The 14,976-nt window shown below is 72.8% G+C and carries 11 protein-coding genes and 1 riboswitch; of the genes, 1 reads left to right on the top strand and 10 read right to left on the bottom strand.

The features are described from left to right. Positions 1 to 47: 47 nt before the first annotated feature. From OG490_RS31155 to OG490_RS31140, 4 genes are all read right to left on the bottom strand, one after another. Entirely contained in the window at positions 48 to 1,955 is a 1,908-nt protein-coding gene (locus OG490_RS31155; RefSeq protein WP_330299599.1) for an ATP-binding protein, read from the bottom strand. A gap of 324 nt (positions 1,956 to 2,279) precedes the next feature. Next, the gene (locus OG490_RS31150) at positions 2,280 to 3,491 is read right to left on the bottom strand and encodes an MBL fold metallo-hydrolase (protein WP_330299598.1); all 1,212 of its coding nucleotides are present in this window, start codon (positions 3,489 to 3,491) and stop codon (positions 2,280 to 2,282) included. A 150-nt stretch (positions 3,492 to 3,641) separates the two neighbouring features. After that, positions 3,642 to 4,427 carry an SGNH/GDSL hydrolase family protein gene (locus tag OG490_RS31145; protein WP_330299597.1) on the bottom strand — a complete coding sequence of 262 codons (786 nt, stop codon included), beginning with the start codon at positions 4,425 to 4,427 and terminating at the stop codon, positions 3,642 to 3,644. Positions 4,428 to 4,631: 204 nt separating this feature from the next. After that, positions 4,632 to 5,657: a LysM peptidoglycan-binding domain-containing M23 family metallopeptidase gene (locus tag OG490_RS31140; RefSeq protein WP_330299596.1), complete on the bottom strand. Its 1,026-nt coding sequence runs from the start codon at positions 5,655 to 5,657 to the stop codon at positions 4,632 to 4,634. A 2-nt stretch (positions 5,658 to 5,659) separates the two neighbouring features. Continuing rightward, positions 5,660 to 5,870: riboswitch (cyclic di-AMP (ydaO/yuaA leader) on the bottom strand. 314 nt (positions 5,871 to 6,184) lie between these two features. Between OG490_RS31140 and OG490_RS31135 the strand changes: the two genes are divergently transcribed. Beyond that, on the top strand, positions 6,185 to 6,991 hold the full coding sequence (locus tag OG490_RS31135) for a tyrosine-protein phosphatase (protein ID WP_330299595.1): 807 nt from the start codon (positions 6,185 to 6,187) through the stop codon (positions 6,989 to 6,991). A 47-nt stretch (positions 6,992 to 7,038) separates the two neighbouring features. Here OG490_RS31135 and OG490_RS31130 read toward each other — a convergent pair whose 3' ends face one another. The 6 genes from OG490_RS31130 to hpnE all read right to left on the bottom strand — a co-directional run bounded on the left by OG490_RS31130 (position 7,039) and on the right by hpnE (position 14,943). Continuing rightward, on the bottom strand, positions 7,039 to 8,463 hold the full coding sequence (locus tag OG490_RS31130; RefSeq protein ID WP_330299594.1) for an aspartate aminotransferase family protein: 1,425 nt from the start codon (positions 8,461 to 8,463) through the stop codon (positions 7,039 to 7,041). Continuing rightward, positions 8,460 to 9,488, bottom strand: a complete 1,029-nt coding sequence (gene hpnH / locus OG490_RS31125) for an adenosyl-hopene transferase HpnH (protein WP_330299593.1) — start codon at positions 9,486 to 9,488, stop codon at positions 8,460 to 8,462. The genes OG490_RS31130 and hpnH overlap by 4 nt, the downstream gene beginning before the upstream one ends. Before the next feature lie 5 nt (positions 9,489 to 9,493). After that, positions 9,494 to 10,174, bottom strand: coding sequence for a phosphorylase family protein (locus OG490_RS31120; RefSeq protein ID WP_330299592.1), 681 nt, complete (start codon positions 10,172 to 10,174; stop codon positions 9,494 to 9,496). Then, positions 10,174 to 12,264, bottom strand: a complete 2,091-nt coding sequence (gene shc / locus OG490_RS31115) for a squalene--hopene cyclase (RefSeq protein WP_330299591.1) — start codon at positions 12,262 to 12,264, stop codon at positions 10,174 to 10,176. The genes OG490_RS31120 and shc overlap by 1 nt, the downstream gene beginning before the upstream one ends. 115 nt (positions 12,265 to 12,379) lie before the next feature. Then, entirely contained in the window at positions 12,380 to 13,474 is a 1,095-nt protein-coding gene (locus tag OG490_RS31110) for a polyprenyl synthetase family protein (RefSeq protein WP_330299590.1), read from the bottom strand. Between the two features lie 95 nt (positions 13,475 to 13,569). Beyond that, positions 13,570 to 14,943 carry a hydroxysqualene dehydroxylase HpnE gene (hpnE, locus tag OG490_RS31105; RefSeq protein WP_330299589.1) on the bottom strand — a complete coding sequence of 458 codons (1,374 nt, stop codon included), beginning with the start codon at positions 14,941 to 14,943 and terminating at the stop codon, positions 13,570 to 13,572. Positions 14,944 to 14,976 lie beyond the last annotated feature (33 nt).

The raw sequence follows: 14,976 nt of genomic DNA, 5'->3' as shown, positions 1-14,976 counted from the left end.
TGCGGGGTGAGTCGGGTGGGTTGAGCGGGTCGGATGAGAGGCCGGGGTCACGTCTGGTTCTCCGACTGGGCGAGACCGAAGCCCCGTTGGAAGGCGGCCATCAAACCGGGGTCGTGCACGGGCTGTTCTGCGCCGGATCCGTCGGCCGGCCGGGGTACGGGGGCCTCGCGCAGCTGGGGCGCGAGGTGGTGCTGGGCCCGCCGCCGGGGCAGTGGCGGCCGCTCCCCACCGACCCGGGCGGCCGGCACGGACGGCATCGCGAGGGTCGGCGCGACAACCGGCGCGGAGGCCGGAGCGGGGGCCGCGGCGACGCTCGGCGCCGGGGCGGCGGAGGCCGCCGGAAGCGCGGTCAAGGTCCGCTCGGCGAGGGTCTCGGCGGCCGCTTCCGCAGCCGCGTCGCCCACCCGAGGCGCCGTACGGGGCTTCGCGCCGGGCACCTCAACGGCCCATCCGGGCACGACCGGTGGGACGGCCCGGGTCGGTGCGACGGGACCGGAAGGCGGGACGGGACCGGACGCGGAATCGGGCCCGGACGCCGGGACGGGCCGGGGCACGGAGACGGGTTGGGGCCCGGAGACGGGTTGGGGCACGGAGACGGGCCGAGGCGCCGGGGCGGGTCGGGGCCCGGAGACGGGGGACGGCTCCGGCCTGGGCAGGCCCACCCGTACCGGCTCCAGCGGCGGCGGCGCGCCCGCCCCCTCGCCGGATCCCCACGAGGTGGCCCGCGAGCCGCCCAGCGCGTCGGCGGCGCTCGGGACCTCCGCCCCCAGCAGCTCCTGGGGCAGGACCAGGACGGCCAGCACCCCGCCGTAGATGTTGGACTTGAGCTCCACGGCGATCCCGTGCCGCCGCGCCAGCGCCGAGACCACGAACAGGCCGATCCGGCCGTCCGCCAGCAGGTGCCGGACGCTGATCTGGTCGGGGTCTCCGAGCAGGGCGTTCATCCGGTGGGCTTCCTCGGGCGGCATGCCGAGCCCCCGGTCCTCCACCTCGACCGCGATACCGGCGGTCACCCGCTCCGCGCGCACCACGACATCGGTGTCGGGGGCGGAGAACACGGTGGCGTTCTCGACGAGTTCGGCGAGCAGGTGCACGACGTCGGCGACGGCGTGGCCGCGTACGGTGCCGCCCGCCGGGGGCACCACCTTGACCCGGGTGTACTGCTCGACCTCCGCGACCGAGGAGCGCAGTACCTCGCTCAGGTCGATGGGCCGGGTCCACTGGCGGCGCGAGGCGGCGCCGCCGAGCACGGCGAGGTTCTCGGCGTGCCGCCGGATCCGGGTGGCCAGGTGGTCGACGTGGAAGAGCTCCTTGAGCAGGTCCGGGTCCTCGACCGTGTCCTCCAGGTCGTCCAGCAGCGAGATCTCGCGGTGGACGAGGGACTGGAGGCGGCGCGCGAGGTTGACGAAGACCTCGACCTTGCGGTCGCTGTCGGACGGGGCGACCGGGCCGCCGAGGCGGACCAGGGTCGCGTGGGCCTGTTCGCGGGCTCCGCGCAGCTCCTGGGAGAGCAGCCAGAACTCGTCCACGCCCGCCGTGTCGCCGCCCGGCCCCGAGCCGCCGGACCCACCGCGCACCGGCCGGGCGGGCACTTCCCCGCGCTCCAGCCGCTCGGCGGCCGTACGCAGCTCCTGGCGCCCGCGGACGCTGGAGCGGCGCAGGGCCTCGCAGCGGTCGCGGACGGAGTTCGCCGCGCGCTGCGCGCCGAGCAGAGCGGCGGCGAGCGCGCCGACCACGAGCAGGGCGCAACCGGTGAGCACCGGCCAGAGCCTGGCGTCGCGGGCGCCCGCGCCCCCGCCGAGCTGGAGCGTGAAGATCACCGCGGCCGCGCCGCTGAGCCCGGCGGCGAGGGTGGGGAGCACGGCGGAGCGGACCAGCTGGGGGCGTATCTGCCGGCCGGGACCGGTGACGGCGTGTCTCGACGGGGCGTGGCGGGCGGCGCGGAGTCCGGACATCTGCGTCCTCGGTCAGTGGGGCCCGGCCCCGGGCGTCCCGGGATCCGGTGTTGATCACCGGATACCCACGCTAGACCGCACGATCCCGCCCTGGACGGCCAGTTGGGGAACTTGCCCCGGGTGCTTCCCGCTCCCGATGGAGCGCTCGTACGCAAGCCCGAATGCGCCGTGGGCGCACACGCCCCGGCGCCGAAGGCGCACGCGACCGCCCCTCCAGGCGCACCCGTGCCCCCCCCCTGCACCCATGCACCCATGCACCCATGCACCGAGCGGACCCTCCCGCATCAGGAGGGTCCGCTCGGCGCGATCAGAGAACCCGCGGCCCTACGAGCCCACCGCCTCCGACTCCTCGCGGCCCGCCGCCGGGGCGACCGCCTTCGGGAGCTCCGGCTCGGCAGCGGGTACGGGCTCGGGGGCGGGAGCCGGCCCGGCCGCCACGAACGGCCGCCACCAGGCCCCGGCGGGCGCGTCCGCCGCGCCCGGTTCGAACGGCTGGCCCGGAATCGGCAGGGCGATCGCCGCCCCGGCCCCTTCGGCCGCGGCCACGGTGCCCTCGCCCGGCTCGTCCCACGGGTGCGGGGCCAGGTTGAAGGTGCCCCAGTGGATCGGCAGCATCGTGCCGTGCGGTGCCCCGCCCTGGAGGTCGAGGTGGGCGCGCATGCCCTCCTCCGGGGTCATGTGGATGTCGGGCCAGTACTCCGAGTAGGCCCCGATCTGGATCATCGTGGCGTCGAACGGGCCGTGCGCGGCGCCGATCTCCTTGAAGCCGGGGAAGTACCCCGTGTCTCCGCTGTGGTACACCCGGTGCTCGTCGCCCGCGACGACCCAGGAGGCCCACAGGGTGAACTGCTGGTTGCGCAGGCCGCGCCCGCAGAAGTGGCGGGCCGGGGTGGCCGTCAGCGAGAGCCCGGCGACCTCGGTGGTCTCGTTCCAGTCGAGCTCTCGCACCCGGTCTGCCGGGACGCCCCAGCGCTCCAGGTGGGCTCCGACGCCGAGCGGGACCGCGAAGACCGTGTTCGCGCCGGCCAGTTCCTTGATCGTCGGCAGGTCGAGGTGGTCGTAGTGGTCGTGTGAGATCACCACGACGTCGACCTCGCCCAGCGAGGCCAGCGGGACCGGCACCGGGTGCAGCCGCTTGGGCCCGGCGAAGGGGAAGGGGGAGCACCGGTCGCCCCAGACCGGGTCGAAGAGCACCCGGCGCCCGTCGATCTCGGCGAGCACGCTGGAGTGCCCCATCCAGGTCAGCCGCAAGCCGCTGACCGGCGGCTTCGCCAGCTCGGCGAGGGTCGTCGGGTAGACCGGGATGGGCGCGCCGGGGTTGCGCCGGAGCCGCTGCTCCTTGTGGAAGTAGATCTTGGCGAACTCCGCCATCGAGCCGGACGGCCTGGTCCGGGCACCGACGGGATTCTGGAACACGCCGTCGGCGAAGTTCGGCGAGCTCCGGATCCGGTCCAGCCGGGCACCGGAGGGGTCGGCTCCGAAGGCTTCGGGCCGCAGGGCGCGCAGCCGTGGACGCAAGGGACGGGAGCCGGTCAAGGCGCCTCCTGGGAGGGGTGGGGACAAGACGTTCTCATGGCTTACCACCATCCCAACGCACGGCACTGCCGAAGGATTCCATTTCGCGCCCCCGAACGCGCCCCGGCCCCAGCCCCCGTCCCCGCCCCGCCCGCGCACTGGCGCCCGTACCTACAGCGGCAGCAGGTCGGGCCGCTTCGGCTCCACGTGGTCCCCGGAGGACTCCCCGCGCAGCCGCCGCCCGATCCACGGCACCAGGTACTCGCGCGCCCACTGGATGTTGTCGCGGGTCACGTCCACCGAGCCGCGCGGCCGCATCGGCGGCCACGGCTGGTCCGGGTCGGCCGGGGTGTCCAGGCCGAGGACCTGGGCGGCGCGCAGGGCGACCCGCGTGTGCCCCTCGGGCGAGAGGTGCAGCCGGTCCTCGTCCCAGGCCCGCCGGTCCTGTACGGACTTCAGCGACCAGAGGTCGAGCACGGGGCACTCGTACCGGTCGGCGATGGAACGCACGTGCGCGCTGTACGTCGCGATCTTGCCCCGCATGTGCTTGAGGACCGGCACGTCCCGCGTGTCGAAACCGGTGGTGATCATGACCTGGCCGACCGATCCGGCGAGGTCGGCGACCGCCGTCTCGAACCGCTGCGCCACGTCGTCCGGGTCGCTGCCGGGCCGGATGATGTCGTTGCCGCCCGCGCAGAAGGTCACCAGGTCGGGGGCGAGCTCCTTGGCCCGGGGGACCTGCTCGTCCACGATCTGGTCCAGGAGCCGGCCCCGGACGGCCAGGTTCGCGTACCGGAAGTCGTGCTCTTCGCGCTGATCGGCCAGGAGTACGGCCAGCCGGTCCGCCCAGCCGAGAAACGTTTCCCCGGGTCCCGGGTCCCCAACGCCTTCGGTGAAGCTGTCCCCGATCGCCGCGTACGAGCCGATGGTCTTGAGTGTCGTCGTCGTCGCTGCCACGGGACCACATCCTTCACCCCGGCGCCCGACCTACGCGACCGTAGCCAAGGTTTGACGGACCGTGATCTTTACCACCCGCCGCACGAGGAATAGCCGGTGGAACGGCAAATGGACGGAGAACGGGACGGAAGAACGCGCGTGGGGCCGGGACCCCCCTCGGGTCCCGGCCCCACGCGTGTTCCCACCGGATGCGGCCAGGTGCCGTCAGATGCTGACGCCCTTGGACCGCAGGTAGGCCAGCGGGTCGATGTCCGAGCCGTACGAGGGGCCCGTGCGGATCTCGAAGTGGAGGTGCGGGCCGGTCACGTTGCCGGTGGCACCGGAGAGACCGATGTGCTGCCCGGCGGTGACGCTCTGGCCGACCGAGACGGACAGCTGGGAGAGGTGGCCGTACTGGCTGTACTTGCCGTCCGCGTGGCGGATGACCACCTCGTTGCCGTACGCGCCGCCCCAGCCGGCCGAGACGACCGTCCCGGCGCCGACGGCCTTGACGGTGGTGCCGGTGCTCGCGATGAAGTCCACACCCGTGTGGTAGCCGCTGGACCACATGGAACCGGCGAGCTTGTACGGGGTGGAGATGCCGCCGCCGACCGGGGCGACGAACCCGGCGGAGGCCGGGGCGGCCTGCTGCTGGGCGGGGGCCGCCTTGGGGGCGGGCGCGGCCGGGGCTTCGACCGCCGACCCCTCGGAGGCGCCCTCGTCCGAACCGGCCGCGTCCGAGGAGGACCCGCCCTCGGAGGAGTCGTCCTGCGCGGCGTCCGAGGAGTCGTCCGACGAGGTGTCAGCCGAGGCCTGGGAGGCCCCTTCGGCCGGCGCCGGCTCGGAAGCCCGGGCCGCGCCCGCGGCGCCGAGGGTCAGCTTGAGGCCCGGGTGGATCAGCGACGGGTTGGAGCCCACGGCCTCGCGGTTGTCCGCGTAGAGCCGCTCCCAGCCACCGGTGAGGTGCTGCCGCTCGGCGATCTTGGAGAGGTAGTCCCCCGGCACGACCGTGTAGACGGTGGAGGCGGCCTGCGCCGCGGCCGGAGCGGCCTGGAGCGTGGCCGGAACCTGGGCGACCCGCGCCGCCTGGACCGGCGCGGCGGCGGTCGCCGCGGCCGGGGCGCCGGCCGCGTGGGCGCCGGCGGCCCCGAGCAGCGGGAGCGCGAGGGCCGCGCCACCGGTGCCCGCAACGGCGAAACCGCGGGATATGGAGCGGGACTTCGGGCGGCGGTGCTTACCCGTTGCGGTCATGGCGAATTCCTCTCCGACGCCTGCGAGGTGAGCTGTCGGGTTCGGACGGGAGATGTCCGGCCATATCAGTGCCGGTGAACGGCGCATGTATGACTTCACCCCGAGCTGTCCCGTTGTAAAGATCCGATACGGAAAGATCCGATGCGGATCGGGAGCAGCGGCTTACCTGGTTCCCCCGCTCCTGCCTCGCGCGTGAATAGTCGGGTGCGGTTGCCGGACGGCGGCAGGATTAGGCGGTCCGTCCGGATCGATCGCGAACGTAATCGAGTCCGGCCGCACAGAACAAGTCACGAATTACCTGAATGATTCTCAGGAATGGCGGCCCGCAGGAATTCCGGTCACCCTGCGTCCATTCCGAGCCTTCAACAGCCGCCCCGACAGGGCAATTCGGCATTGACGATCAGGCACTCACGGTCACCGTATGATCTGGCTCACGGGGAGGCGTCCGATCTCGCCTCTCGCTATGGCAAGTTGTTCCCAACCAGCGTAATTCGGACACCCTCGACGACCACACAGAGGAGGCCCCTGTGACCCAGCGGATACCCCAGACCTCACAGTCGGACCCGGAACTGACCGGCGTGCGCAACTTCCGTGACGTGGGCGGGCTGCCGACCACGGACGGGCGGAAGGTCAAGCCGGGACGACTGTTCCGAAGCGGACATCTCGCACATGCCACCGAAACCGGGGCGGAGTTCCTCGGCTCGCTCGGGCTGCACACCGTCTTCGACTTCCGCAACGGCGCCGACCACGCGCTGGAGGGCCCGGACGTCGAGCTGCCCGGCGTGCGCAACGTGAACATCCCGCTGTCGGACCCGGCCGACGGCCGGGAGTTCTGGAAGATGGTCCGCGACGGGGAACTCGGCCAGCTCCACGAGGTGCTGGGGGACGGCAAGGCCGCCGAGCGGATGACCCGCTCCTACCGCGGGATCATCAGGACCCGCACCGCCGAACACAGTCGGGTGCTGCACGCCCTCGCCGAGGACAGCGTCCCGGCCCTGATGCACTGCGCGGCCGGCAAGGACCGGGCCGGCCTGTCGATCGCCGTCACCCTGCTCGCGCTGGGCGTGGAGCGGGAGGCGATCGTCACCGACTACCTGGAGTCGAACGCCCCGCACAACCGCTACCGGGTCCGCCGCAGCAGTGACGCGGCCGAGGCCCGCACCCCCGAGGTGATGGAGCTGCTCGCCCCGCTCTTCGACGCCCGCGCCCAGTACCTGACCGCGGCCTTCGAGACCATCGACGAGGAGTGGGGCGGGGTGGAGCGCTACCTCGCCGAGGGTCTCGGACTCACGCCCGAGACCCTCGACAGGCTGCGCGACCAGCTGCTGGACTGACGCCCCGCGAGGCGGGCCGTCGCGCCGACCGGATCACCTGAACCGGATCACCGGTTCGCGACGGCCTGCTTCACCAGCGTCCGGCCGAAGTCCCACATCAGCGCGCCCCCGCCGTGCGCCTCGTCCATGACCTCGCGGAAGGCCCCGACGAACCGGTCCACGTCCGCCTCGTCCACGATCAGCGGCGGAATGAGCTTGATCACTTCCAGGTGGTCCCCGGACACCTGCGTGAGGATCCGGTGCTTCTGCAGCAGCGGCACCACGACCATCTGCGCGAACAGCCCCTTGCGGGCCGCCTGCAGCATGGTCCACCGGCTCCGCAGCCCCAGTGAGGACGGCCGGCCGAACTCGATGCCGATCATCAGGCCGCGCCCCCGTACCTCGTGGAGCAGTTCGTACTCGTCCACGAGCGCGGCGAGCCGGCCGCGCAGCAGGTCGCCCATGGCGCGGGCGTTGGCCACCACCCCCTCGTCCTCCATGACCGAGAGCACCGCGAGCCCGGCCGCCATCGCCTGCGCGTTGGAGCCGAAGCTCGCGGAGTGCACGAGCACCCGGTCCATGGAGGAGTAGACGCGTTTGAAGATCCAGTCCTTGCCCAGGGTGGCACCGACCGGTACGTAGCCTCCGCTGAGGGCCTTGGCCACGCACACCAGGTCCGGTTCCACTCCGGCCTCGTGCTGGTAGGCGTAGAACTCCCCGGTGCGTCCGAGGCCCGTCTGCACCTCGTCCGCGATCAGCAGGGCCTTGTGCCGGTGCAGCAGCTCCTGCGCGGCGAGCAGGAATCCGGGCGGGGCGGCGAGCACCCCCTTGCCCTGGATCGGCTCGACCACGAGGGCCGCCACGTCCCCCTTGCGCAGTTCCCGCTCCAGTGCGGCCAGGTCGCCCAGCGCGATCCCGGTGTCGGGCAGCAGCGGGCCGAATCCCTCCCGGAAGCCGCCCTCCCCGTTCACCGAGAGCGAGCCGGCCGTGAGCCCGTGGAAGGCGTGGTCGCAGTAGAGGATCCTGGGCCGCCCGGTGGCGTACCGGGCGAACTTCAGGGCGGTCTCCACCGCCTCGGTGCCGCTGTTGCCGAAGAACACCCGGTCCAGGTGCGGGCTGTAGGAGAGCAGCTTCTCCGCCAGCAGCCCGGGCAGCGGCTGGCAGTCGAAGCGGGTGAGGTCGGCGAGCTGGGCGTCCAGGACGTCGTGCAGGGCCTGTCTGACCACCGGGTGGTGGCGGCCCAGGCCCATCACCCCGAACCCGGCGAGCATGTCGAGGTAGTCGTTGCCCTCGGCGTCCCAGAAGTGGGCTCCCTCGGCCCGCTCGTAGACCTTGTCGAAGCCGATGGTGTGCAGCATCCGGGGCAGTTGGTGGTTGAGGTGACGGGCGTGCAGCTCGTACCTTTCCCCACCGCGCGCGGCCAGCAGTGCGCCGAGGTCGAAGCCCCCGGCCCGGTCCGCCCGGCCTCCCTCCCCCGCCCGGCCCCCGCTCATGCCGAGGTGCCCCGGCCGCCCACCGTCTCCCGCGCCGCGCGCAGCGACTCCTTCAGGGAGCCCATGGTGGCGAGGACCGCCGTGGGCTCGTACCCGCAGTGCGCCATGCAGTTCGCGCAGCGCGGGTCCTTTCCGCGGCCGTACTTGCTCCAGTCCGTGTCCTCGACGAGTTCCCGGTACGAGGGCACGTAGCCGTCGCTCATCAGATAGCAGGGCCGCTGCCAGCCGAAGAGGGAGTAATTCGGAATGGCCCATGCGGTGCAGGGGAAATCGACCTTGCCTTCCAGGAAGTCCAGGAAGAGCGGGGAGTGGTTGAGCCGCCAGCGCCGCCGGTTTCCGCCCGCGAAGGCCTTCTTGAAGAGTTCGCGGGTCTGTTCCACGCCGAGGAAGTGCTCCTGGTCGGGGGCCTTCTCGTAGGCGTAGGCGGGCGAGATCATCATTTCGTCGACCTGGAGGTCGTCATTGAGGAAGTTGAGGACCTCGATGATGGTCTGCGGGGTGTCGGTGTTGAAGAAGGTGGAGTTGGTGGTCACCCGGAACCCGCGCTTCTTCGCCTCCTTGATGGCCGCGACCGCCTCGTCGAAGACCCCTTCCTTGGCCACGGACTCGTCGTGGCGTTCGCGCAGTCCGTCGATGTGCACGGCGAAGGCGAAGTAGGGGGACGGGGTGAACTTCTCGATCTTCTTGCGGAGCAGCATCGCGTTGGTGCAGAGGAAGACGTACTTCCGCTTCGCCACGAGCTGGCGCACGATCTCGTCGATCTGCGGGTGCATCAACGGTTCGCCGCCGGCGATGGACACCATCGGCGCGCCGGACTCCAGCACGGCGCCGACGGCCTGGGCCACGGGCATGCGCTGCTTGAGCACCCCGGCCGGGTGCTGGATCTTTCCACATCCCTCGCAGGCCAGGTTGCAGGCGTAGAGAGGTTCCAGCTCGACGATGAGCGGGAACTTCTCGCGCTTGCGGAGCTTCTGTTCGAGCAGGTACGTCCCGACCCTGATGGTCTGTCGCAGTGGCATGGCCATCTGGCTCACCTCCTGGGGAGCAGCAAAGAACGGTGCCAGTCATAAAACGCGGGCAGTACGGCACGCAGTACGCGAAAGGCCGATATTCCTCCGCGAACAGTGCCAATACGGACGAGCTCATGCTCCGGAGCGTCCACGATCACCCGGACGGCCGCAACCGGGCGGTCCGCGCCGGGTCCGCCGGGTCCGGCGGAGCCTCCCCGGGCCGCGGTCCACAGGGTGGCCGCCGATTCCATGTCGACCCCGATGGCGCCGGTGGCGCGCAGTTCCGCGCGCTCCTGGCCCCGGACGACGTGGTCGGATCCGGTCAGTGCACCGAGGTGTACGGTCCGGCCGGGTACGGCCCGGGCCAGCGCCTCGGCGAGCAGGGCGGTACCGGCGCAGGCGACCGTGCCGCGCGGGTCCCGGGTCTCCTCGGCGACGATCAGGTCGCCGGGGCTCATGCCGGGCAGCAGCCCGGCGCAGAATCCGGTGGCCAGCACCGCGGCCCCGCGCAGCGCGGGCCCGGCCAGGGCGCGGCCGACGGCGCGTTCGGCCGCGCGGGGGCCCATGCCGGTGCGCAGGACCTCGTAGCGCTCCGGCGCGCCGGCCGCGCTGCCGCTGCGCAGGGCCGTCCGCTCGATGCGCAGCGCACAGGCGACGAGCAGCGGGGGCGGGCCGGTGGCGGCTTCGCGGTCCGGGCGCATCAGGCCCCCTCGCCGGCCGGGGAGGCCGCGGGGTGCGCGTCCGGGGCTTCGGCGGGGTGTGCGGCCGGGGAGACGGGCACGGCCGGGAACACGCCCGGATCCGCGTACCGGCCGTCCGGGCCGAACGGCTCCCCGTACAGGTAGCGGCCGAGCGCCGTCAGCGGGAACACCTGTCGGTACAGGTGGTAGTTGATGGAGAAGTCCCAGGGGAATCCGGTCCCGGTGAAGTACGGCTCGTCCCAGGTGCCGTCCGCGCGCTGGGTCCCGACGAGGTACGCGATGCCCCGCCGGACCGCGTCCCCCTCGCGCTCCCCCGCCGACAGCAGGGCCATCAGCGCCCAGGCCGTCTGCGAGGCCGTCGAGGGGCCCTTCCCGGCCCAGGACGGGTCCTTGTAGGAACGCTGGTCCTCGCCCCACCCGCCGTCCTCGTTCTGTACGGATTCCAGCCAGCCCACGGCCCGCCGGATCGCGGGGTGCGAGGGGGCGAACCCGGCGGCGGTCAGGGCCGGGACCACCGAGCCGGTGCCGTAGACGTAGTTGGTGCCCCAGCGGCCGAACCAGCCGCCCTCCTGCTCCTGTTCGGCGAGCAGCCAGGCGATTCCGCGCCGGGTGCGGGCATCGCCCGCCTTGCCCTCGACGGCGAGCATCTCGACGACGTGGGCGGTGACGTCCGCCGACGGCGGGTCGATCACCTCGCCGAAATCGCAGAAGGGCAGCTTGTTGGGCAGGGGGCTGGTGTTGTCGGCGTCGAAGGCGCCCCAGGCGCCGTTCTTCGACTGCATGCCCAGATTCCAGGACACCCCGCGGGCGATGGCGGCTTCGAGGCGCGCCGGGTCGGGGTGTTTGACTCGGCGCAGCGCGAGGACCACCTCGGCGGTGTCGTCGATGTCGGGGTAGTTGTCGTTGTGGAACTCGAACGCCCAGCCGCCCGGGGCCAGTTGGGGGCGGCGCACGGCCCAGTCGCCGCTGCGCACGATCTCCTCGCCGAGCATCCAGTCGGCGGCCTTGACCAGGGCCGGGTGGTCGGGGCTCAGTCCGGCGTCGGCCAGAGCGATGGCGGCCAGGCAGGTGTCCCACACCGGGGACTGGCAGGCCTCGATCATCCGGGCCCCGTCCGCGCGCCAGACCGCGAACCGGTCCAGGGACTCCAGCCCGGCCCGCATCACCGGGTGGTGCAGGTCGTAGCCGAGCAGGTGCAGGGCGATGACGGAGTACACGGCGGGCGGCTGGATCCCGCCCCAGCAGCCGTCGTTCTCCTGGCGCTCCACGATCCAGCGGCCGGCGCTCGCCATGGCCGCCTTGCGCAGGCGGCGCGGGGCGAACCGGCGGTAGACGTGCAGGGCCTTGTCCATCCGCTGGAAAGCTCCGCCCCAACTCGCGAGCGGGGAGAGCCTCTTGACCGGGTTCGGGTTCCGCGCGTCGGTGTGCAGCTCGTCCAGCGCGAAGGGGGCCGGGCGGACCGGGCGCAGCGCGGAGACCACGGTGAGCGGGACGATGGTCTGCCGGGCCCAGCAGCCGAAGTCGTAGATGTTCAGCGGCACCCAGGGCGGCAGGAAGACCAGCTCGGGCGGGAGTTCGGGCAGGTGGTCCCAGTTCCACCAGCCGAACAGCGCCAGCCAGATGCGGGTGAAGACACGGGCGCCCGCGATTCCCCCGTGGGCGCGGATCCACGCGGAGGCGCGGGCCATGTGCGGGGCGCCCGGGTCGTCCCCGGCGAGGCGCAGGGCCACGTAGGCCTCGATGGTGGCGGAGAGGTCCGGGGGGCCGCCGTGGAAGGTGGCCCAGGTTCCGTCGCTCTGCTGTTCTCCGCGGATGAACAGTCCGGCGGCGTGCGTGGTCGCCTCGTCGCGGATCCCGAGGAACTGCCGCAGCAGCAGGTCCTCCGCGTCCATGGTGACGTTGGTCTCCAGGTCGCCCTTCCACCAGCCGGCCTCGTCCTGCCGGTCGAGCAGGTTGCGCACCGCCCTCGCCGTCGCCTCGTGCGCGTCGCGCAGCGGGCCCGGCGGGGTCCCCTCCTGTGTGGCGCCCTCGCGGATGGCGCTGTCCGATGCGGCTGCGGTGGGGCCGCCGCCGTCGGTCGTCGCTGTCATGGCTTCCCCTTTGTGTGCAGTGTCCTCTGCTGTCCTGGGGTTCGCCGTCGGCCGGTACTACTGGCAGGCAGTACCGGCCGGCGACTGGCGAGTCATATGCGCGTACGGGTGGCGATCACCTCTTGCGCACGACGACGAAGTCGGCGAGGGCCACGAGCTGGTCGCGCACCTTCTGGTCCATGTCCACGTCGTCGAGAGCCTTGATCGCCACCGCGTGCTGGCGACGTGCCTCGTCGGCGGTCCACTGGCGGCCGCCGGCCGCCTCGATGAGCGCGGCGCGGGCGGCGAACTCCTCCTCCGAGAAGTTCTCGAAGTCGTTGCTCTTGGCGTCGGCGGCGAGCAGTTCGGCGAGCTCTTCGCAGGCCGGTCCGCCGGCCGCGAGGGCGGCGACGACGGGCAGGGACTTCTTGCGCTGGCGCAGGTCGCTCCAGGTCTGCTTGCCGGTGGACTCCGGGTCGCCCCAGATGCCGAGGAGGTCGTCGACGGCCTGGAAGGCCAGGCCGAGGTGGTAGCCGTACTCCTCCAGCTTGTCGGCCGTACGGTCGTCCGCGCCGCCGAGCACGGCGCCGATGGAGACCGCGCAGGCGAGCAGGGCGCCGGTCTTGTTGCCCTCCATCTCCAGGCATTCCTCGACGCTGACGCTCTCGCGGTGCTCGTAGGAGATGTCCTGGGCCTGGCCGTCGATGAGCTTGCGGCTGGCGGTGGTCAGGCGCATCGCGGCGCGCCCGGCCTCGACGGTGCCGAGCTCCAGGAGCACCTCGTTGGCCAGGGCGAACAGGGCGTCGCCGACCAGGATCGCGAGGGCCGGTCCGTGGACCTTCCACACGGTGTCGCGGTGGCGGCGCTGCTCGTCACCGTCCATCAGGTCGTCATGGAGCAGCGAGAAGTTGTGTACGAGCTCGACCGCGACGGCTCCCGGGATGCCCACCTCGGCCGCGGCGCCCGCGGCCTCGGCGGAGAGCAGGGCGAGGGCGGGTCGGACGGCCTTGCCGCCGTCGCCGTCCGCCGGGTTTCCGTAGGCGTCGATCCAGCCGAAGTGGTAGGCGGCGACGGTGTCCATGGGCGCGGCGAGCCGGTCCACGGCGGCGCGGAGCACGGGCGTCGAGAGCGTACGGCCGCGTTCGAGGAGGGCGAGCGTGTCCGCCTTCTCCCCGCCGGCCGGGCCCGCACTGGCGTCCGTGTTCTCGACGGCCGGATTCCCCGGGTTCACTGGCTCTCCTCTGGTTCCTGTACGTACTGCGGTGCTTGGTGCTGCGGTGCCGGTAGCGGTGGTACCGATCGAGCCGGTGGTGCCGGCGGTGGTGGTCATGCCGCCTCCTGCAGGGGGTGTTCGCGGTGGCGGCCCAGCGCGGCGAGTGCGGCCTGGGCCGCGCTCAGTCCGCTGCGGACGGCGCTCTCCATGGTCGCGGGCCAACCGGTCGCGGTCCACGCACCGGCGAGGTAGAGCCCCGGCGTGTCGGTCCGCGGGCCGGGCCGCAGGCGGCCGACGCCGGGGGTGGGGGCGAAGGTGGCGGTGCGCTCCCGGGTGACGAAGAAGTCCCGTACCTTGGCGCCGCGCGCCGCCGGCAGCAGCCGTTCCAGCTCGGGCAGGTACTTGGCGCGCAGTACGGAGACGGGCTCGTCGATGTCCTCGTGGGCGACCGACTGGGACAGGGCCAGGTACTGGCCGCCGTCGGGGAGTCCGGAGGACTCGGTGCGGTCGAAGACCCACTGGACCGGGGAGCCGAGGGCCGCGAAGAACGGCTGCTTGACCACCTTGCGGTCGTAGACGACGTGGACGTTGAGGATCGGCGCGGTGCCGATGTCGAGGAGCTTGTCGGGGTCGGCGAGCGCGCCGGCCGGGAGCAGCCCGTGCGCCTCGCGCTGCGGGACGGCGAGGACCACGGCGGCGGCGTCCAGGGACCCGCCCTCCGTGTCGACCCGCCAACCGCCGTCTTCGGTACGGGAGATGCCCGTGACCCGGGTGCGCAGTTCGGTCCGTACCCCGGCGGCGTCGAGGGCGCGGCGGGCGAGGCCGTCGTGGAGGTCGCCGAGCGGTACGCGGGCCCAGCCGATGTCGGCCGCGCCGTTCTCGGAGAGCAGCCCGGTCTTGAAGACCATCGCGGCCAGGCCCAGCGAGGACTGTTCGGCGGTGGCGTTGAGGGTGGCGATGCCGACGAGGTCCCAGAGCGCTTCGATGGTGCGCGGGGACTGGCCGTAGCGGCCGAGCCAGGTCGCGAAGTCCAGGCCGTCGAGCGCCGGATCGGCGGGGTCGAGGCGGCGCAGGGCGAGGGCCGCGCGGCCGACGCTCGCCCGTTCGGCGAGGGAGAGGTGGGGGTAGCGGGCGAGGGAGCCGGCCAGGTGCAGGGGCACGGGCAGGGCGCTGCGGCGCAGCCGGCCCAGGCGGGGGCCGCCGGGGTGGGCCACGTCGAGCACGGGTACGTCGAGCCGGTCCTGGAGGGGGGCCAGGTCCGCACCTTCGATGCGGTCGAGGAACCACCGGTAGGCGGTGCAGCAGCGCAGGTAGACGTGCTGGCCGTTGTCGACGGTGAGGTCGCCGCGCTTGAAGGAGAAGGCGAGGCCGCCGAGTCGGGGCCGGCCTTCCAGCAGGGTCACGCGCAGGCCCGCGTCGGCGAGCTCCAGCGCGGCGGTGACCCCGGCGAGCCCGCCGCCGACCACGACGGCGTGGTTCGCTGTCATACGTCCTCCTCTGTCACCGCGACAGACGCGACC

Source organism: Streptomyces sp. NBC_00503 (assembly GCF_036346895.1).
Classification (GTDB): Bacteria; Actinomycetota; Actinomycetes; order Streptomycetales; family Streptomycetaceae; genus Streptomyces.
Note: the sequence above shows the minus strand (reverse complement) of the source record. Positions and strands in the feature narration are given on the sequence as shown.